The sequence below is a fragment of the Hymenobacter artigasi genome, assembly GCF_012275535.1.
GTDB lineage: Bacteria > Bacteroidota > Bacteroidia > Cytophagales > Hymenobacteraceae > Hymenobacter > Hymenobacter artigasi.
In genome coordinates, this window is record NZ_JAAVTK010000001.1 from 336,838 (window position 1) to 356,893 (window position 20,056).

The following is a 20,056-nucleotide window of genomic DNA, read 5'->3' on the forward strand; positions in this document are numbered from 1 at the left end:
AAACCGCAGACCGCAAGAGCCGCTTCCGTAACTGGGAGCGGCTTTTTCATGTCTACCAATGCAGCTAGCGCTGTTACTTGGGCTCTTTGTTGCTCTTTTGCAGTAACGTAACGCTTTGCTTTTATGAACAACCGATACCTCTCGGCCGGAACGGCGGCCCTGCTGGCCCTGGCCGGCTGCACCAGTACCAAGCCCGCCGCCGTGACTACGGCCGCCGCCGCGCCGGTAGCGACGGCCGCCCCAGCCCCCAAAGGCGTGGGCCTCGACATGGCCGACATTGACCGCTCGGTGAATCCGTGCGAGGACTTCTTTCAGTTTTCGGGTGGCAACTGGCTGCGCAGCAACCCCATTCCGAGCTACGCCAGCAGCTGGGGGCCGCGCAACCTGCTGGGCAACCGCACGCAGGATTTGCTGCGCAAGATTCTGGAGGACGCGGCGGCCAACCGCAGTGCCGCCCCCGGCAGCAACGCCCAGAAAGTGGGCGACTTCTACGCCAGCGCCATGGACACCGTGGCCATCGACCGGGCCGGCCTCGCGCCGCTGAAACCGGAGCTGGACCGCGTGGCCGCCGTGCGCAACACGGCCGGCCTGCGCGCCGAAATCGTGCGTTTGCAGGAACTGGGGGCCGGTCCGTTTTTCCGGGCCGGGGTGGATGTGGATGAGAAAAAGACCACCCAGTACGCCGTACAAATGAACCAGGGCGGCCTCACGCTGCCCAACCGCGACTTCTACTTCAAAACCGATGCCCGCACCGAGAAGGTGAAAGCCGCCTACCGCGCCTACATGACGCAGGCATTTGAGCTGCTGGGCGCGGCCCCCGCCGTGGCCCGGCGCGACGCGGCCACCGTGGAGCGCATCGAAACGCGCCTGGCTAAGGCCTCGCGCACGCCCGTGGAGCTGCGCGACCCGCAGGCCAACTACAACAAGCTGACCGTGGCCGCCGCCCAGCAGCGCTACCCCGCGCTCGACCCCAAGAGCCTGCTGGCCGGCATGCAGCTGGGTAAGGCGCAGGATATTATCATCGGCCAGCCGGCTTTCTTCGATGAGGTGAACGCGGTGCTGAATACCGAAACGCTGCCCGACCTCAAAACCTACCTACGCTGGCACCTGGTGCGCTCGGTGGCGTCGGCAATGCCTACGCCGTATGCCGAGGCGGCCTTTCGCTACAGCCAGGCCCTGACCGGGGCCAAGCAGCAGGCCCCGCGCTGGAAACGCATGCAAGCCGCCACGGACCAGAGCCTGGGCGAGGCCTTCGGGCAGTTGTACGTGGACCAGGCTTTTTCGCCCGAGGCCAAGGCCAAGGCACTGGAAATGGTGGCCAACATCAAGGCCAGCATGGCCGAGCACATCCAGACCAACACCTGGATGAGCGCGCCCACCAAGGCCGAAGCCCTGAAAAAGTTGAACGCGCTGCGGGTAAAAATCGGCTACCCCGACGTGTGGAAGGACTATTCGGCCCTGCCCATTGCCCGCGAGAGCTACCTGACAAATCTACTGGCGGCCCGGCGGTGGGAAAACCGGCGCGAGGCGGCCAAGTTTGGCGGGCCCATCGACCGCAACGAGTGGGGCATGACGCCGCCCACCATCAACGCCTACTACAACCCGCCGATGAACGAAATCGTGTTTCCGGCCGGCTACCTCCAGCCCCCGTTCTTCGACCCCAAGGCCGATGATGCCATCAACTACGGGGCCATTGGCGGGGTGATGGGCCACGAAATGACCCACGGCTTCGACGACCAGGGCCGGCAGTACGACTCCGAAGGCAACCTGCGCGACTGGTGGACGCCGGCCGACGCGGCCGAGTTCACGCAGCGCGCCGCCATCGTGGGCAAGCAGTACAGCGCCTTCTCCCCCCTCGATTCGGTGCACGTGAACGGCCAGCTCACAATGGGCGAAAACCTGGCCGATTTCGCCGGCCTCACCGTGGTGTACGGGGCCCTGGAGAAGCAATTGCAGCAGCGCTACGGTAACGGCCCGCGCCCCAGCTACGATGGCTTCACGCCCGAGCAGCGCTACTTCCTGAGCTGGGCCCAGCTGCGCCGCCAGAACATTCGCCCCGAGGCCCTGCGCCAGCAAATTGCCACCGACCCACACTCGCCCGGCCAGTACCGCACCATCGGGCCGCTGATGAATATGCCGCAGTTTCAGCAGGCCTTCGGCTGCCCCGAAGGGAGCAAGATGACCCGCAGCGCCGCCGACCGCGCCGTGATTTGGTAATCAACCGCTGGCGCGCGTCTACAGCGCGCTGCCGCCTGGCTTCGAGTCTGTTACTCGGGCATTGAAGCCATTACCAAACGGACCCTTTACCCGAGCCACAGGCTCGGAACCAGTGGGCAGCGCGTCGCAGACGCGCGCCAGCGGGGATGCCTGATTATCATTCGCAAAGAAGCCCCGGTGCCCACGCATCGGGGCTTCTTTATGCTGCTATATTTACAACGGCATTCTACCAATGGCACACCATTCCTTTTCATGAAACACCTTTCCTCTCTGCTGCGCGGCGGGCTCCCGGCGGCGCTTTTGATACTGATGTGGCTGGCGGGGCCGGCGGCGCGGGCGCAGGTGCCGGCCTGGCAGTCACTCATAACCCCGAGCCAAGCGGCAGGCTATAATGGTTCTGGAACAAGCGCCACGGCGACCGATGCCAGCGGCAATGTATTTGTGGTGGGCAGCTTTACCGGCACGGTCAGCTTTGGTACCACCACCCTCACTAGCGCCGGGGGCAGCGATGCCTTTGTAGCCAAGTGGAGCCCGACCACATCCACCTTCGTGTGGGCCCAGCGCATAGGCGGGCCCAACTTGGACGGGGCCGGGGCCGTGGCCGTGGCCGGTACCAGTGTGTACGTGGCCGGGGATTTTTCGAGTACGGCCAGCTTCGGCGGACAGGCCCTGACCAGCGCGGGCGGTACCGATGCGTATGTGGCCAAGCTCACGGACCTGGGTGCCACCGGCACGTTTGTCTGGGCGCAACGCGCCGGCGGCTTCTCCGACGACCGCGCCACCGACCTAGCCCGCACCGGGGCCGACCTGTACGTGGTGGGGTCGTTTTCGGGCACCGACGCCAGCTTTGGCACTCGAACCCTGCTGAACAGCGGGGGTGCCGATGCTTTTGTGGCCAAGCTCACGGACCTGGGCACCGCCAGTACGTTTGTCTGGGCGCAACGGGCCGGGGGCACGGGCGTCGACGGCGCATGGGCCGTGGCTGCCAGCGGTACCAATGTGTACCTCGCGGGCTATTTCAACAGCGCCTCAGCCAGCTTTGGCAGCACGCAGCTCAGCATTGGCAGCCCGGGCGGGAACAACTACGATGGCTTCGTGGCTAAGCTCATGGACCAGGGCGCAACGGGCAGCTTTGTGTGGGCGCAGGCGGCCGGCGGCACCGGGCGCGACGAGGCCAGGGCCGTGGCCGTGAACGGGGCAAATGTGTACGTGGCTGGCTACTTTGCGGGAGCAGCCAGCTTCGGCAGCACCACGCTCACCAGCGCCGGGGGCTACGATACCTTCGTGGCCAAGCTCACCGATGCTGGCCCTACCGGCGGCTACGCATGGGCCCAGCGGGCCGGCGGCACCGGCGATGACCAAGCCCAAGCCCTGGTGGTGGCAGGCACTGCCGTGTACATAGCCGGCGGCTTCTATAGCCCCACGGCCACGTTTGGTCCCAACACCTTGACCAATGCCGGCGTGGTAGCCTCCGATGTCTTTGTGGCCCGCCTCACCGATGCCGGCCCCACCAGCACCTTTGCCTGGGCCCAACAAGCCGGCGGCACCAGCGGCGATAATGCGACTGCGCTGTGGGTAAGCGGCCAGCAGCTGCTGGTAGGCGGTTCGGCCAGGCCCCTAGCCAGCTTCGGCAGCTTCGCCATTCCCGGCCCTAGCGGTTCCCCGGAGAGCACCAGCTTCCTAGCCTCCCTCACCGACCCCACCCTCACCGCTACCACCGCCGCCCAAAGCAGCTTGAGTTTCGCCCTGGCCCCCAACCCGGCCCGCACCGCCGCCACCCTCACGCTGCCCGCCCTGCCCGGCACCGCCACGGCCACCCTCACCCTGCGCGATGCCCTGGGCCGGGCCGTGCGGACTGAAACCGTAGCCCTGCCGCTCGCCGGCCTGCGCCACGAGTTGGATTTGAGCGGCCTGCCTGCCGGCATCTACGCCGTGCAGGTGCAGGCCGGCAAGGCTACCGCCACCCGCCGCCTGGTGGTGGAATAACACAGCGTTAACAGCTCATTAAACGAGCGTTTCGATTAAATATTCTGACCTTTACTGGAAAGCAGCAAACCCGTCAGACCAGGCAAATAGGGCCCTGATTCGATGGTCGTTAGCATTATCCAACCACTTACCATCGACCACTCCTTATGCCCGGCATCGGAAGTATTTTGGGCGGCAAACTTTCCCCGGATGCACTACGTACTGCCGTGCGTATCCCTACTTAAAATGAAATACGTTATTAATTTTATATCAGGCAGCCGGCGGGCGGGCGTGCTGCTACTGGCCGTGTGGCTGCTGCTGGGGACGGCAGTCCGGGCGCAAACCCCGGCCCCCGACTGGCAGTCGGCCTTGGTAGTGGGCGGCGGCAACTCTAACCTGACCACCAAGACCACAACTTCTAACCTCAGCGGCGACCTGTATGTGGCGGGGTCTTTTTCCGGTATCGTCACCATTGGCGGTACTACCATGATTAGCGCTGGCGGCACCGATGGCTTTGTGGCCAAGTGGAGCCAGGCCACCAGCACCTTTGTATGGGCCTACCGCTTCGGCGGCACCGACCTCGACCAGGTAACGGCCGTGGCCCTGAGCGGCACCCGCGTGTACGTGGCCGGCACCTTCATCAGCCCCACCGCCGCCTTCGGCAACTTTAACCTGACCAACTACGGCAGCGCCAACTCGGTGACCACCGACGCCTTCGTGGCCCGCCTCACCGATGTCGGTACCACGGCCACCGTCGACTGGGCGCAGCAATTCGGCGGTACGGGCCAGGATGCGGTCAACGCGCTGGCCGTGGCTGGCACCAAAGTGTTTTTGGGCGGGCAGTTTGCCAGTGCCACGGCGCAGTTCGGCAGTATTTCGCGGGCCAGCTCCAACGCTGGGCTTGCCTACGACGGCTTCGTAGCCAAGCTGATAGATGGCAGCACCAGCGCCAGCACCAGCTGGGTGCAAACCATCACCGGCTCGGGCAGCAAGTATGTGAATGCCCTGGCCCTGAACGGAGCCAGCGTATACGCTACCGGCTCGGTAGGGGGCCAGAGCGCCACTTTCGGCACTATCGCCGTAGCCAACGGCGGAGCCTCCAATGCCTACATTGCCAAGCTGAATGACACAGACCCCTCCGGCAGCTGGCAGTGGGCCCTGCGGGCCAGCGGCGGAGGTGCCGACCAAGGCAACGCACTGGTTGTGAATGGCCCAATCCTCTACATGGCCGGTACTTTTTCGAGCCCGACCCTGGCACTGGGCAGCAACACGATTACCAATGCCGGCACCAGCGGCACCACCGACGCCTTTGTGGCCGCGCTGACGGATGCCGGCAGCACCGCCACCTGGAACTGGGGCCGGCAAGCCGGCGGCTCCGACGACGACAAAGGCACCGGTCTGGCCCTCTACGGTACCAGCGGTGTATATCTGGCGGGCAGCTTTGCCAGCAGCGCGGTCACCATTGGCAGCACGGCGCTGGCGGCGGGAAGCGGCGGCGCGCTGGTAGCACGGCTGAACGACGATGGCCCTGGTGCCACGGTAGACTGGTCGCAACGCGGCGGCAGCACTACCAGCACCACTGCCTCGTGCCTCACCATGAGCGGCACTCGAATGTACCTGACCGGTAATTTCCAGAACACGGCTACTTTTGGCAGCCAGACCCTGGCCAGTTCCACGGCCGGGCAGTCGACCAACTACCTGGCTCACCTTATCGACCCCGCCGCCCTCACCACCACGGCCACTACCTCAGCCCTGAGCAGCCCGGATTTTGCGCTCTACCCCAACCCGGCCCACGCGGCCGCTATGCTCACGTTGCCGGCCCTGCCCGGCACGGCCACGGCCATCCTCACCCTGCGCGATGCCCTAGGCCGGGCTGTGCGCACTATCACCGTCACGCTGCCCACCGCCGGCCTGCGCCACGAGCTGAGCCTTACCGGGCTGCCCGCCGGCATCTATGCCGTGCAGGTGCAGGCCGGCAAGGCCATGGCTGCCCGCCGCCTGGTGGTGGAGTAGCGCTGTCATTGCATGCGCAGCGACGCAATATGTCCTTTTTTAAACGACAAGCCCCGACACTGTGCAGTGCCGGGGCTTGTCGCGTAAAAGACCGTCTGGTGTTCACAGGACGGATTGCCGCGCTTCACTGCGTCCCGCTCGCAACGACAGGTGCCTACCCTTCCATCACTTTATTCTGACGGCTGATGGATTCCAGGTGCACGGCGGCGAGGTACTGCTCCACGAAATCAGTGGTAAGGCCCACTGAGGCGCCCTGGCGCTGGGCGCGTTCCAGCACCTCGTTCCAGCGGCTGGTCTGGAGGATGGTGATGTCGTTTTCCTTCTTGTACAGACCAATTTTTTCGGCCACGGCCATGCGGCGGCCCAGCAGCTGCATCACCTCGGCGTCGAGCTGATTGATTTGCTCGCGCAGGCCGGTGAGGGCCGAAAGGAATTCCTGCTCGTTGGTGGTTTCGTGCCGCCACACCAGGTTCTGAATCAGGTCGCGCAGCACTTCCGGCGTGATTTGCTGCTTGGCGTCGCTCCAGGCATTGTCGGGGTCGATGTGGCTTTCAATCATGTTGCCATCGAAGCCCAGGTTGAGGGCCTGCTGGGCCACGGCCGCCAGCGTATCGCGCCGGCCGCAGATGTGGCTGGGGTCGCAGAGCAGCGGCATTCCGGGCATCCGGCGCTTCATCTCGATGGGCAGGTGCCACATTGGCGCGTTGCGAAAATCGGTGTTGCCGTAGCTCGAAAAGCCCCGGTGAATGAGGCCGACGTGCGTGAGGCCGGCCTTTTGCAGGCGCTCCACGGCGCCCACCCACAGCTCCAACTCCGGGTGAATGGGGTTTTTCACCAGCACCGGCACGTCCACGCCGCGCAGCACGTTGGCAATTTCCTGCACCGAAAACGGGTTGCCCGTGGTGCGCGCGCCCACCCACAGAATGTCCACGCCAAAGGCCAGGCAGTCTTCTACGTGCTTGGCCGTGGCCACTTCCACCGCAATGGGCAGGCCGGTGAGCTCACTGGCCTTCTTGAGCCAGGGCAGCCCCTTGGTACCCACACCCTCGAAGCCGCCGGGCTTGGTGCGGGGCTTCCAGATGCCGGCGCGCAGGGCCTGCACTTTGCCGGTAGCGGCCAGCCGCTGACAGGTTTCGAGCACCTGCTCCTCAGTTTCGGCCGAGCATGGGCCGGAAATGAGGTAAGGCTTGTCGTCGGGCTGCCGGTTGAAGAGGGCGGATTTCATGGTTGGGTTCATGGTATTGCTTTTTTAGTGTTGATTGAATTCTAATTCTTGATTTCTTCTGTCATCCTGAGCATTCTGCGATTTAAGCAGAGACGAAGGACCTTATCACGTTTGCTCCAATTGGTTTACTGCAAACCGTTTATCGGTGATAAGGCCCTTCGTCTCTGCTTAAATCGCAGAATGCTCAGGATGACAGAGCGGGTCCTTCACGGCAAAATCTTCCGAATGTGGTTGGCCTGCCGAATCTGCTCGGTCAGCCCGTCGTAGTCCTCCCGCGCCAGCAGCTCGCGCAGGTGCTGAAGCTGGTGCAGATGCTCATCGAGCACATCAAGCACGTTGAGCCGGTTTTGCCGGAAAATCGGCACCCAGGTCGCCGGCGCACTCTTCGCCAGCCGCACCGTCGACTCAAATCCGCCGCTGGCCAGGTCGAAGATGCGCTGTTCCTCCTTCTCCTTTTCCAGCACCGTGAGGGCCAGCGCAAACGAGGTAATGTGCGAGATGTGCGACACATAGGCTGTGTGCAGGTCGTGTGCCGCCCCATCGAGATACAGCAGCCGCATGGGCAGTGCCTGGAACAGCTTTTCGACCAGCTGCACGGCGTCGGCATCACTGGCAGCCACGTCGCACAGCACCACCGTTTTGCCCTCAAACAGCCCCGAAATGGCCGCTTCCGGCCCCGAGTGCTCGGTACCCGCCATGGGGTGCGCGGCCACGAAACGGCCCCGCTTCGGGTGTCCGGCCACGGCCGCCAGCAGCGCCTGCTTGGTCGAGCCCACGTCGATAACCACCTGGTTTGGGCTGATGAGGTCGAGCACCGGCGGCAGCACCGTCACCATCGCATCCACCGGCACGGCCACCACCACGAAGTCGGCGCGGCGCACGGCAGCCGTCAGGTCGGTTTCGATTTCATCGACCAGACCTAATTCCAAAGCACGCCGGGCGTGGGCCAGGCTATTTTCTACTCCGATGAGGTGCTGCGCCAGCCCGTGCTGCCGCAGGCTAAGCGCCAGCGAGCCGCCGATAAGGCCTAGGCCGATGATGGTAACGGTCATTTAGAAGGGTTGAATTTTGAGGGTTTAGGGTTGAGTTATCAGCACGTCGTCATGCTGAGCTTGCCGAAGCATCTCTACCGCTTCGTTGTATATGAGGATTTACTCTCGCGGTAAAGATGCTTCGCTGCGCTCTGCATGACGGTCTTTTTTAATGTTCTGAATCCGCTCAAGCGCCTCGCGCAGCAGCCCCACCGGCTGGCACAGGCTGGCCCGGATGTAGCCGTTACCGTTGCTCCCGAAAATGCCGCCCGGCGTGAGGAACACCCGCGCTTCGGCCAGCACGGCGTCGCTCAGGGCATAGCCATCGGCGAAACCAGCCGGCACCGCCGCCCAGATGAACAGGCCCGTCTGGCCCGGCGCGGGCTGGCAGCCCAGGGCTTGCAGCAGCTCAACTACCAGCTTGCGGCGGGCGCGGTAGGTGGCATTGAGTTCCCGAAACCAGTCATCGCCCAGCGCCAGGGCGGCCACCGCCGCCTGCTGCACCGGCAGAAACATGCCCGAATCCATGTTGCTCTTGAAGCGGAGGACGTTGGCGATGACATCGGCGCGGCCGGCCAGCAGGCCCACGCGCCAGCCCGCCATATTGTGGCTCTTGCTGAGCGAATTCAGCTCGATGGCTACTTCGCGGGCACCGGGCACGGCCAGCAGGCTCACGGGCGGCGTTTCGTTCAGGATAAAGCCGTAGGGATTGTCGTGAACGAGCAGGATGTTGTGGACCGTGGCAAAGGCCACCAGGCGCGTCAGGAAGGGCATATTGGCAGCCGTGCCGGTGGGCATGTGCGGGTAGTTCACCAGCATCAGCTTCACCCGCGAGAGGTCGGTGGCGGCCAGCGCATCGAGGTCGGGCAGCCAGCCGGTGGCCTCGGTCAGGTTGTACTCGCGCACCTCGGCCCCGCATATTTCGGCCACGGCCCGGTACGTGGGGTAGCCGGGGTTGGGGATGAGCACGGCATCGCCCGCTTCCAGAAACGTCATGCCGATGTGCATCAGGCCCTCTTTCGAGCCCAACAGCGGCAGGATTTCCGTGGCCGGGTCGAGCGCCACGCCATACTGCCGCTGGTAGAATTCGGCCATCGCCCCGCGCAGGGCCGGCGTGCCCTGGTAGCCTTGGTAGCCGTGCGCGGTGGGCTGCGCGGCCGCCTGCGCCAAGGCCGCAATCACGCTGGGATGCGGTGGCAAATCGGGACTGCCAATGCCCAGGCTGATGATGTTGGCCCCGGCCGCGTTCAGGGCAGCCAGCTCGCGGAGCTTGCGTGAGAAGTAGTATTCGCCGGTGTGGGCAAGGCGGCTGGCAATGGGGGTATTCATGGGGCTCTGCTAAGTAGTTAGGCAAACTCCCCTCCTTACCAAGGAGGGGATGTTTTCGCGCCAGCGAAAACGGGGGTGGTTGTGGGCGTTGAATGTCGTTTGCGGTTGTCGGACAGTAGCGCAGAATTCGTTCGGGTACCGTTCAACGCCCTAACCACCCCAGCCGGCGCTTCGCGCCGGCGTCCCCTCCTTGGTAAGGAGGGGAGTGTCCTCGCCCATTGCCTCGGCCATGCTGCCGCGCCGGTAGGCTCCCAGCACCCGCAGTTCCTCCGTCACGGGGGCTAAATCCTGCAGCAGGGCCTCCAGCTGGCTTGTTTCGTCAAACTCCACATCGGCATGGAAGCCATAGTGCCAGGGTTGCCCGGGCCGGGGGCACGACTGCAGCTTGCTCAGGTTCAGGCCCTGCGCGGCCACGCGGGCCAGCACGGCGGCCAGGCTGCCGGGCGCGTGCGGCGCGCAGAAATAGAGCGACGCCTTATCGGCCATCCGGTCGGGCTGCACTGCCGCCGCTCGCTCCAGCACCAGGAAGCGGGTGTAGTTGTGCGGGTCGTCGTGGATGGCGGGGGCCAGGATTTGCAGGCCGAACTGCTCGGCGGCCGGGGCGCCGGCCACCACGGCTACGCCGGGCGTGCGCTGCTCGGCCAGAAGCTGGGCGCTGTGGCCGGTATCGTCGGTTTCCACTAGTTTCCAGTGCGGGTATTGGTCCAGGAACTCGCCGCACTGGCGCAGGGCCATGGGGTGCGAGTGCACGGCCCGCACGTCGGCCAGCGTGATGCCGGGCAGCGCTAGCAGGTGCTGATGAATGGGCAGGTACACCTCGCCGGTCACGCGCACGGCGTGGCGCTCCAGCAGCAGGTAGTTGGGCAGAATGCTGCCGGCCAGCGAGTTTTCCATGGCCATCAGGCCGGCATCGGCGGTACCGCTGACGACGTGCGCCACCACCGCGCCGAAGGTGGCGCACGGCAGTAGCGCCGGCTGCACGCCGAAATACTGCCGGGCCGCCACTTCGTGAAAGCTTCCCTGAAAACCCTGAATAGATATGTTTTTTGGTGCTCGGTGCATGGTGCTTGGTGCTTGGCTGGTTTCTGCGTTTGCGGCGATTATTCTCACTTACCTGTTCTCTTATACCCGCCTAAACCCAACAAAAAAGGGCCTTCGCTGTGCGATGGCCCTTTTTTGTTGGCAGGCAGTGTGGTGGTTAACACTGGCAACAAAGGGCCGGCTTCTTCAGATAGAAGTAGTAATAGCAATAGGTAAAGAAGACGTGGTGCAGGGTGGTCATCGGAAAACCGGGCATTAAAAAAGCGCCTCCCGAAGAACGAGCGGCGCTGGAGAAGTTTGTGGGAGTTAGCTACAAACGGCGGCTCGTTCTACGCGGTGGCGTAGAAAGTATAATAGCCAAAAAAGTAGCGCGTCTGGAACATGGTTGGGTGCGTTTGCAGCTGCAAGGTAAGGCCGGATTTGGGAAAAGCAAATTTACTGCGGGGCTCGGAGCAGAATAACTGGAACGTCATGCCGAGCGCAGCGAAGCATCTTGCCCGCAGTCACTAATCCCTTCGATTGGATTGCATTGTGCGGTAAAGATGCTTCGCTGCGCTCGGCATGACGGCCTTTTTCCAGCGCCCACCCACGCCCCTCCATAACCCAAACGCCCAAAATCCGGTTTACCCAGCTTCGCATCTCCCCTAGTATTTATTCCATGGTTAAGCTATTTGAACCCCTCGCCCTGCGCGGCGTCGTCCTAAAAAACCGCATCGTGGTATCGCCCATGTGCCAATACAGCGCCGAAGACGGATTTGCCAACGACTGGCACCTCGTGCACCTGGGCAGCCGCGCCGTGGGCGGAGCCAGCCTCATTATTCAGGAAGCCACCGCCGTATCGCCCGAGGGCCGCATCAGCCCCGAAGACCTTGGCATCTGGAAAGATGAGCACGTGCCCATGCTCCAGCGCATCAACGCCTTCATCGCGGCACAAGGCAGCGTGCCCGGCGTGCAGCTGGCCCACGCCGGCCGCAAGGCCAGCACCTACCGGCCGTGGTCGGGCGAGGGCATGGTGCCCGAAAGCGACGGCGGCTGGCCGGTAGTAGGCCCCAGCGACACCGCGTTCAACGACAATTACCCGGTGCCCACGGCCCTCGACGCGGCCGGTATTCAGAAGGTGATTGCCGATTTCCGCGCCGCTGCCCAACGGGCCCTCACGGCGGGTTTCAAATTAATTGAGCTGCACGCGGCCCATGGCTACCTGCTGCACGAGTTTCTGTCGCCGCTGAGCAATCAGCGCACCGATGCCTACGGCGGCAGCTTCGAAAACCGCGTGCGCCTGCTGTTGGAAGTAGTGGCCGCCACCCGCGAGGTATGGCCCGAAGACCTGCCCCTAATCGTGCGCCTCTCTGTGACGGACTGGACCGAAGGCGGCTGGAACGCCGACGAATCGGTGCAGCTGTCGGCCCTACTCAAAACGCGCGGCGTGGACCTGATTGACTGCTCCACGGGCGGCAACGTGCCCAAAGCCCCCATTCCCGTGGGCCCCGGCTACCAGGTGCAGTTTGCCGAGCGCATCAAGGAAGAAACCGGAATGCTGACCGGCGCGGTAGGCCTCATCACCACACCGGCCGAGGCCGAAACCATTGTGGCCAGCGGCCAGGCCGACCTTGTGCTGCTGGCGCGGGAGTTCCTGCGCGAGCCCTATTTCCCGCTCTTCGCGGCCCAGGATTTGGGCGTGGAGGTGGCGTGGCCAGCGCAGTACGAGCGCGCCAAGCCGCGGATGGTTTCGGCAGCCGGGCAGAGGTAGCAGGGTGCGGGGCTCTCCCCCGCACCCTACATTTTTACCCATTTCGCCGTTACCAGCAGCTGCCCCAGGTGGCGCGTGGTGTGCTCGGCGGCGTGCACCAGCAGGCCTATGACGGTGGACGGCAGCTGCGCCCGGCCCACGCCGCGCACCTGCGGCAGCGTCGCCTCATCGGTGGTGCGCAGCTGCGCCAGGGCGCTATCAACCTGCGCTCCGAAACGCTGCACCAGTTGCTGCACCGTCTCGGCTTCAATAGCCAACGGCGGATTCTCGGCGGCCAAAGCGGCCAGCTGGCTTTCCGAAAGTGCTTCGGCGCGGGCGTAGGTGAAGGTGCGGTCGAGCACGCCGGCCAGGTGCTGGAGGTGAAAACCCACGGAGGCTACGCCGCCGGGCCGCTCGTTGAGCAGCGCGGGTGGGAAGGCGCGCATTGCCGCCGTCAGCTCTTCGCGGGCTTGCAGCAGGGCGTGGGCCACGGGCTGAAGCAGCGGCGGCACAGCGGGTAGCGGGCCGCGCAGCCAGGCTTCGCGGGTTTCGGGCAGTGGGGCAGTGGGGAACGTTGGGCTACTCATTGGTTGTACCGTATTCGGAGCGGCTGCTTAGGCCGTACTTTTGTGATTATGTCAGGTATTAACGATGCGCTGCGCGCTGCGGCCGACCAGTTCGGCACCCCTCTTTACGTCTACAATGCGGCCACCATCACGGGGCAGTATAAAAAACTGGTGAAAGCCTTCTCGGGTCATAAAACCCGGTTTTTCTACGCTTGCAAGGCGCTGAGCAACGTGGCCATTCTGCGGCACATCCACAGCCTGGGCTCGGGGCTCGACTGTGTGAGCATCAACGAGGTACGCCTGGGCCTGCATGTGGGCTTCGCACCGGAGAATATTCTGTTTACGCCCAACAGCGTGACATTTGAGGAACTGGTGGAAGCTAAGGACCTGGGCGTGAATCTGAACATCGACAATATCTCTCTGCTGGAGCGGTTCGGAGCCACGTTTGGCGGCTCGTACCCGGTGTGCGTGCGCCTGAACCCGCACATTGAGGCGGGCGGCAACTACAAGATTCAAACCGGCCACATCGACTCCAAGTTTGGCATCAGCATTCACCAGCTGCGCCACCTGGAGCGCGTGGTGAAGGGCACCGGCCTGCACGTACGCGGCCTGCACATGCACACGGGCTCCGAAATTAAGGACGTGGGCGTGTTCCTACGCTCGCTCGAAATCCTGTTCGATGCCGCCGGCCGCTTCCCCGACCTGGATTTTCTGGACCTCGGCTCGGGCTTCAAAGTGCCCTACAAGCCCGGCGACCCCGAAACCGATGTGAGCTCGCTGGGCGTGCAGGTGGCCGATGCGTTTAAAACCTTCGAGAAAGAATACGGCCGCCCGCTGGAGTGCTGGTTCGAGCCCGGCAAGTACCTGGTGAGCGAATCGGGCTACCTGCTGGTGAGCGTGGCCGTGGTGAAGCAAACCACCGCCACGGTATTCGCGGGCGTGAATTCGGGCTTCAACCACCTCATCCGGCCCATGTTCTACGACAGCTACCACCACATCAGCAACCTCACCAATCCCAAGGGTTCGGAACGGCTGTACACGGTGGTGGGCAACATCTGCGAAACCGACACCTTCGCCTGGGACCGACTGCTGCCCGAAATCCGGGAAAACGACCTGCTGGCCTTCCACAACGCCGGGGCCTACGGCTTCGAGATGAGCAGCAGCTTCAACTCGCGCACCCGCCCTGCCGAAGTACTGCTGGACGCCAGCGGCGAGCTCCGCCTGATTCGCAAGCGCCAGACGTTTGAGGACCTGCTGGCCGGGCAGATTGATGTAGTGGCTGAGGCACCAGCCGAGGCAGCGGGCTAAAGCTCTCGCACAAGCAAGAAGGCCGTCATACTGAGATTATTCAGCATGACGGCCTTCTTGCTATATGGCTACTTGTACTGTGCGGGACCCGTGACTACTTAAATCATCGCAGCACCTCCACCCAGCCTTTGTAGCTGGCGGCCGTATCGGGGCGGCGGAGCAGATAGAAATACACGCCGGCGGCTGCCTGGTCGCCCCAGTTGTTTTGGTAGGCGGTGGTGGTGTATACTTTGCGGCCCCAACGGTCAAATACCTCAAGGGTCCAGTTGCCGCCGGTCAGACCCTGAATTTTGAACTGGTCATTCTGGCCGTCGTTGTTGGCCGTCACCACATTGGGAATGTTCAGGCACGCCTTGTAGTCAATACGGCGGCTGGCGGTGCGCACGTCGCAACCACCGGTTAGTTGCAGCGAATAGCTTCCGGCCTGCGTGACGCGCAAAGTGCTGCCGGTAGAACCATCGGACCACCGGTAGGCCACCCCGGGCTGCCTGGCCGGTGCTCGCAGCACCAAGGCTTCGCCCTCACACAAGGTAGTATCGGCACCCAGACTGAAGGTGGGCACCACCAACCCGGCCCGCACGCGCAGCTGCAAGGTGCTCACACATCCTGCGCCATATCCCACGGCCACAAAATAGGTGCCGGCCTGCGCTACGGAAATACCTGGCGTAGTGGCGCCGGTGCTCCAGCTATAGGTGGCATTGGCTACACCGGGCAGGGCTGCCGTCAATTGCACCGGCCGGCCGGCGCACACCACCGTATCGCCGCTGATGGTAGCTACCGGGCGGGTCACAGCCTGCGATGCCGTGAGGGTACAACCACCGGGGAAAGTGGCCGTAGCGGTGTAAGTACCCGGCTGGCTTACCGTCAGCGCCGTCGTAGTGGCGCCGGTACTCCACCGGATGGTGGCTCCCGGCGCGGCTGTAGCCGTCAGTACCGTAGAGGCGCCAGCGCCGGAACACAGCACCGGGTTTCCAGTGATAAGCACTGTGGGGGCCCGCACCGTGATACGGGCCGTTGCGGCGCAGCCCGTGCCAAACAAGGCCGTTACGGTATAGGTACCCGGCTGCGTCACCGAAATTCCAGCAGTAGTGGCTCCGGTACTCCAGGCGTACGAGCGGGCCCCGGGGCTAACCGCCAGTAGCGGCAGCGCCTGACCGCCACAAAGCACCGTATCGCCGGTAATGCGCGCGGTGGGCGTAATGGCCGTCACCACATGCTGGGCGGTGCTGATGGTTCCTTCGTTGAAGGTAACCGACACGCCATATGTGCCCGGCTGCGAAACCGTGATGCTGGCCGTGGTGGCACCCGTGCTCCAGCGGTAGGCCACAATGGGCACCGGCCCGCGGGCAGTGAGCTGTGTTTGTCCGCCGTTGCACAGCACCGAATCGCCCACGATGCGTACCTGCGGTGGCGGGGGCTGGTTAATTAATACGCTGACCGTATAGCCCGAAAAGTTAGACGCTAATAAGTCTAAGTCGCCGTCACCATCCAAATCAGCGGCGGCCACTCGGTAAGGTTCGCTACCAACCGGTATATTAGAATTTCCACTAAAAATCCCTGTCCCATCATTAACCCTGATACTGACGGTGTTCGACACAATATTTGTGGTTAATAGGTCTAGGTCACCATCGCTGTCCACATCGGCCGCGATAACACTGCCCGGAAAGCTGCCAACCGCCACATTGTATGTCCCGGTAAAAATGCCAGCACCGTTATTTAGGCGCACACTAACATTATTGCTGCTTGCATTGGCAGCCAACAAGTCTAAATCGCCGTCGCCATCAATGTCAGCAACTGTTACCCCTCGCGGCGAGGCCCCCACAATAACATCGGTGCTACCACCAAAGATGCCATTACCATTGTTGAGCCTGACACTTACCGTATTAGAGCCATAATTACCCGCTAGCAAGTCAATATCGCCATCATTATCAATGTCCCCTACAGTTAAACTGAATGGGAAACTGGTTACAGCCACATCAGGGGCATTGCTGAATGTTGCATTACCGTTATTGGTGCGAATGCTGATGTTGCTGCTGGATTCATTTGAAACCAGCAGGTCTTGGTCACCATCACCGTCAATATCAGTTGCAATTATACTTTGTGGCCGGCCACCAACCCCAAAATCGCCTCCCCCTGAAAATCCTCCGGCCCCATTATTTAGTCGTACCGTCATCGTATTGGCACTATAGTTCGAAGTGGCAAAGTCTAGGTCACCGTCGCCATCCAAATCAGCCATTACCAGGCCACGCGGCTGGCTGCCTACCGGAACATCAACATTACCAGAGAAAACAGCATTACCATTGTTTAGCCGAATACTAACTGAATTGCCGTAAAAATTAGGCGTGAGCAAGTCTAAATCTCCATCGCCATCCACATCGGCAGTCACAACGATGTAAGGGTGGTCTCCAACCGAGACACTGTTCCGATTTATGAAAATGCCGCTCCCACCCGTTGTGGCCGCCGTAAACTGATAGACACGTGGTCGCGCCAAGACACCACTACTACTTTGCGCACCTTGGGTGACAGTAGTCTGCACGGTTTCGCCAGGCTGGAAACTGTAGGTTGGGGTAAAAGTGAGTTGATTGCCAGTTAGCACAGTAGTGCCACTATTGCCACTGCGCGACCCGCCGCGCTGGTTGCTAAAAACCCGAAGAGACGACCCAGAACCCGCTGTCAAAGGCTGGCTGAAACCAACTGTGACATTACTGATTCGGGCTACATTTCGCTGGTTGGCAGTTGGCGTTGTGCTGGTAATTACAGGCTGTGCCGTTGCTGAGGTTGCCAGCAAACACAGAAAAATCCCAATCAACGGTAGATAGCTGGAGAGAAAAGGTCTTTTCATAAATAGTAGTCAGACCCCAAAGATAGTACTATAACAGGGAATACAACTCCTATACAACTCACACGAAGCGTACCTGATTATATACAATTAGCACGAAAAACAGGTTGTTGAACTAGAGACAATAAGCAGAAGCCACTCCAACCGTAGCCTCATGACAAAGATTCGTTACTGGTTAATCAGTTACCTTTGCGCGAATCATTTCATTTATAGGATTATTCTTGCACTTCAACTTGGTGTATACAATACTCTGACAACATACCCGATTCACCTTTTTAGGAACACTTGCCTGCTCAGTTTTGCTCCCTATGACACATCTCGATAAACTGTACGCTGCATATCAAAAAGCCCCGGAAATCTTTCACGTTGGCAGGTACTGGCGTGCTTATGAACAGAAAATTATTGAGGAGGTAAAAACAGCCGATATTAATGAATTACGCAGCGGCAAGTATCCTCTATTTTCCACTTTTGGTTTTAATGATTTAGTTTATCATTATCATCCAACGATGCCAAGCTACGTTAAGACGGCCCGTAAATTAGTACGAAAACTATTTATTGACAACCGCGCTTCGCTGCCTTACTCGTTGAGAATAGAGGACATACAGGAAATGGCCTATAGGCATTGCCTCATTCAGGGGCAGTTAATCGGAGCACGGCCTATTACGTCGATAGAAGCTAGTGAATTCGGCAACCCGCAAGATGTATTTCAGTTTCAAGGCAAGAAATACACAATGAGTTTTTTGAATTTCTATCTGCGATACTGCTTCGCTCAGCAATTCATTGACCTTAAAGGTGATGAAACCATTGTTGAGCTGGGCTCAGGGTCTGGCTATCAGACTGAAATTCTGAAAAAGCTATACCCCGGATTAACTATTCTATGTTTCGACCTGCCAGCTCAGCTTTATTTGTGCGAGCAGTATCTGTCTGGCGTTTTTGGAAGTGACATGATTGAAAGCTCCGAAAAGAACTTAGAATTGACTTCTTTATCCGGTATCAAAAAAGGGAAAATCAATTTCTTAGGCAACTGGCAAATGCCCTTACTCAAAGGGTTTGTATTCGATGTATTTTGGAATGCTGCCAGTTTTGGTGAAATGGAGCCTGAGATTGTAACAAACTATTTAAGCTATATAAAGGATGACGCAGCTTGGGTCTATCTCTTACAAGCCCGAAAGGGCAAGGAAAGCACTAAATCAACGGGAGTAGCGCAACCAATCCGATTTGAAGATTATCAAGCCATGCTTGCTAAATCGCATGATTTAATACGAGAGGAAGATGTTTATGAGGCAAATAGAAGGATGTCCAAAACCGGAGGATATTTCCAAGCAGTATGGAAGCATATATAATTTATAGGCACTAAGATATACTACAGCGACACTCCCGCTATGTGGCCTTAGTACTACGCGGGATTACTAATTCAAGACAGACTGTTTTGTCTCGTTTCAGCGAAATGCATGCCGTGAAATCCTGATTTCCACTACCCTCATATGCAATAAGGTCAACGAAGTTCCAGTAAATGGTACCCCTCTCACTTCCTGCAAACCGTCCGAGGCTTGGCAACCTTGATTATCTGCGCGGCCTATCTGCCACAAGTATAATGATTTATCATTATACCACTTGGTCAACAGGCGAATTAAGTGCGCAAAGTTTTTTAGGGCGCATCGGCATTTATGGAGTAGCCATTTTTTACATATTAAGTGGACTGACTCTGGCATATGCTTATAATAATCGCCTCTCTTTCTCCAAGACAAGTTTAGGCGACTTCTTTAAGAAAAGACTTTTCAGAATCCTTCCCTTGCTTTGGCTAGCAACGTTATTATCAATTGCTCTATCTAAGAAAATACCCGCAATTGCTGATATACTATTGAATTTATCAGGCCTTTTTGGTTTTTTTAAATGGAATACATACTTCGCAACAGGAGCATGGTCAATAGGTAATGAGTTAGTTTTTTATTCACTATTCCCTATTCTACTCATTGGGATGAATAAAAACCGATATTTACAAGGTATAATCACCTTTTTCATTTTATCCTGCCACATCCTTTTCACTTTCCGCATTATCAACCCAAATGAGCTATTAGCAAAGCAATGGCACTTATATACCAACCCATTTAATCAAATATTCTTTTTTTATGCTGGAATTTTGCTATATAAGTTATTTAGCAATACTATTCTAAAGAAATACACAGGCATTGGCATTGGTCTAACGGGGCTCTGCATCTTGTTATTCTACCCTAGCAGCACTATCAACGTAGATTTGGTAACTGGGATAAACAGAGTATTTTTCACTCTTAGTTGCTGTCTAATTTGTCTGAGCTTTTACAAATCACAGTATTTATTACCACAGCTATTGGATACCTGGTTAGCATTTCTGGGCAGAGCTAGTTATTCTATTTATCTTTTACATCCTATTGTGTACGCAGTAGCAAAAGCCTTTTTTAAAATCTTGTCCAAACATTCCTTTGTATTACCAGAAGGGCTATTGTTAGCTGTTTCAATTATCGCAACCCTTTTCACAAGTTACTTTGTTCATAAGTATTTTGAAGTAAGATTTATACGAATTGGCGCGAAAAGCTATTTATCAAAGGAATAACACAACACCGAGTTGAGCAGCAGCTTCAACTCGCGCACCCGCCCCGCCGAAGCACGGCTGGACGCCAGCCGCGAGCTCCGCCTGATTCGCCAGCGCCAGACGTTTGATGACCTGCTGGCCGGGTAGATTGGCGTGGCGGCCGGAGTACCAGCGTAGGCCGAACATATGTTATAAAAGGACCAAAGAGAAGGCCACCATACTCA

The 20,056-nt window shown here is 59.7% G+C and carries 13 protein-coding genes; 7 read left to right on the top strand and 6 right to left on the bottom strand.

The window, feature by feature from the left end:
* The first annotated feature begins 123 nt into the window (after positions 1–123).
* The 3 genes from HBN54_RS01350 (at position 124) to HBN54_RS01360 (ending at position 6,195) form a co-directional block, all read left to right on the top strand.
* Positions 124–2,217, top strand: coding sequence for a M13 family metallopeptidase (locus HBN54_RS01350; RefSeq protein WP_168671343.1), 2,094 nt, complete (start codon positions 124–126; stop codon positions 2,215–2,217).
* Between the two features lie 252 nt (positions 2,218–2,469).
* On the top strand, positions 2,470–4,203 hold the full coding sequence (locus tag HBN54_RS01355; protein WP_168671344.1) for a T9SS type A sorting domain-containing protein: 1,734 nt from the start codon (positions 2,470–2,472) through the stop codon (positions 4,201–4,203).
* A gap of 225 nt (positions 4,204–4,428) precedes the next feature.
* On the top strand, positions 4,429–6,195 hold the full coding sequence (locus HBN54_RS01360) for a T9SS type A sorting domain-containing protein (protein WP_168671345.1): 1,767 nt from the start codon (positions 4,429–4,431) through the stop codon (positions 6,193–6,195).
* A 154-nt stretch (positions 6,196–6,349) separates the two neighbouring features.
* Here HBN54_RS01360 and HBN54_RS01365 read toward each other — a convergent pair whose 3' ends face one another.
* The 4 genes from HBN54_RS01365 to HBN54_RS01380 all read right to left on the bottom strand — a co-directional run bounded on the left by HBN54_RS01365 (position 6,350) and on the right by HBN54_RS01380 (position 10,842).
* Positions 6,350–7,420: a chorismate mutase gene (locus tag HBN54_RS01365; protein WP_168671346.1), complete on the bottom strand. Its 1,071-nt coding sequence runs from the start codon at positions 7,418–7,420 to the stop codon at positions 6,350–6,352.
* Between the two features lie 206 nt (positions 7,421–7,626).
* Positions 7,627–8,472, bottom strand: a complete 846-nt coding sequence (locus HBN54_RS01370; protein ID WP_168671347.1) for a prephenate dehydrogenase — start codon at positions 8,470–8,472, stop codon at positions 7,627–7,629.
* A 99-nt stretch (positions 8,473–8,571) separates the two neighbouring features.
* Complete coding sequence (locus HBN54_RS01375) at positions 8,572–9,780, bottom strand: pyridoxal phosphate-dependent aminotransferase (protein WP_168671348.1); 1,209 nt, start codon at positions 9,778–9,780, stop codon at positions 8,572–8,574.
* 150 nt (positions 9,781–9,930) lie between these two features.
* Positions 9,931–10,842 carry a prephenate dehydratase gene (locus tag HBN54_RS01380; RefSeq protein WP_168671349.1) on the bottom strand — a complete coding sequence of 304 codons (912 nt, stop codon included), beginning with the start codon at positions 10,840–10,842 and terminating at the stop codon, positions 9,931–9,933.
* A gap of 637 nt (positions 10,843–11,479) precedes the next feature.
* Between HBN54_RS01380 and HBN54_RS01385 the strand changes: the two genes are divergently transcribed.
* Positions 11,480–12,571 (top strand): NADH:flavin oxidoreductase/NADH oxidase, encoded by a 1,092-nt coding sequence (locus HBN54_RS01385; protein ID WP_168671350.1) that lies wholly within the window; start codon positions 11,480–11,482, stop codon positions 12,569–12,571.
* Between the two features lie 26 nt (positions 12,572–12,597).
* On the opposite strand, the gene HBN54_RS01390 is transcribed toward HBN54_RS01385, so the two are convergent.
* Positions 12,598–13,137 carry a DinB family protein gene (locus tag HBN54_RS01390; RefSeq protein ID WP_168671351.1) on the bottom strand — a complete coding sequence of 180 codons (540 nt, stop codon included), beginning with the start codon at positions 13,135–13,137 and terminating at the stop codon, positions 12,598–12,600.
* Between the two features lie 48 nt (positions 13,138–13,185).
* On the opposite strand from HBN54_RS01390, the gene lysA reads away from it, so the two are divergent.
* On the top strand, positions 13,186–14,424 hold the full coding sequence (gene lysA, locus HBN54_RS01395; protein ID WP_168671352.1) for a diaminopimelate decarboxylase: 1,239 nt from the start codon (positions 13,186–13,188) through the stop codon (positions 14,422–14,424).
* Positions 14,425–14,527: 103 nt separating this feature from the next.
* Here lysA and HBN54_RS01400 read toward each other — a convergent pair whose 3' ends face one another.
* Positions 14,528–17,266: an FG-GAP-like repeat-containing protein gene (locus HBN54_RS01400; RefSeq protein ID WP_168671353.1), complete on the bottom strand. Its 2,739-nt coding sequence runs from the start codon at positions 17,264–17,266 to the stop codon at positions 14,528–14,530.
* A 305-nt stretch (positions 17,267–17,571) separates the two neighbouring features.
* Here HBN54_RS01400 and HBN54_RS01405 point away from each other — a divergent pair, with 305 nt between their 5' ends.
* Positions 17,572–18,606: a putative sugar O-methyltransferase gene (locus HBN54_RS01405; protein WP_168671354.1), complete on the top strand. Its 1,035-nt coding sequence runs from the start codon at positions 17,572–17,574 to the stop codon at positions 18,604–18,606.
* 170 nt (positions 18,607–18,776) lie between these two features.
* Entirely contained in the window at positions 18,777–19,853 is a 1,077-nt protein-coding gene (locus HBN54_RS01410; protein ID WP_168671355.1) for an acyltransferase family protein, read from the top strand.
* The last annotated feature ends 203 nt before the right edge of the window (positions 19,854–20,056 follow it).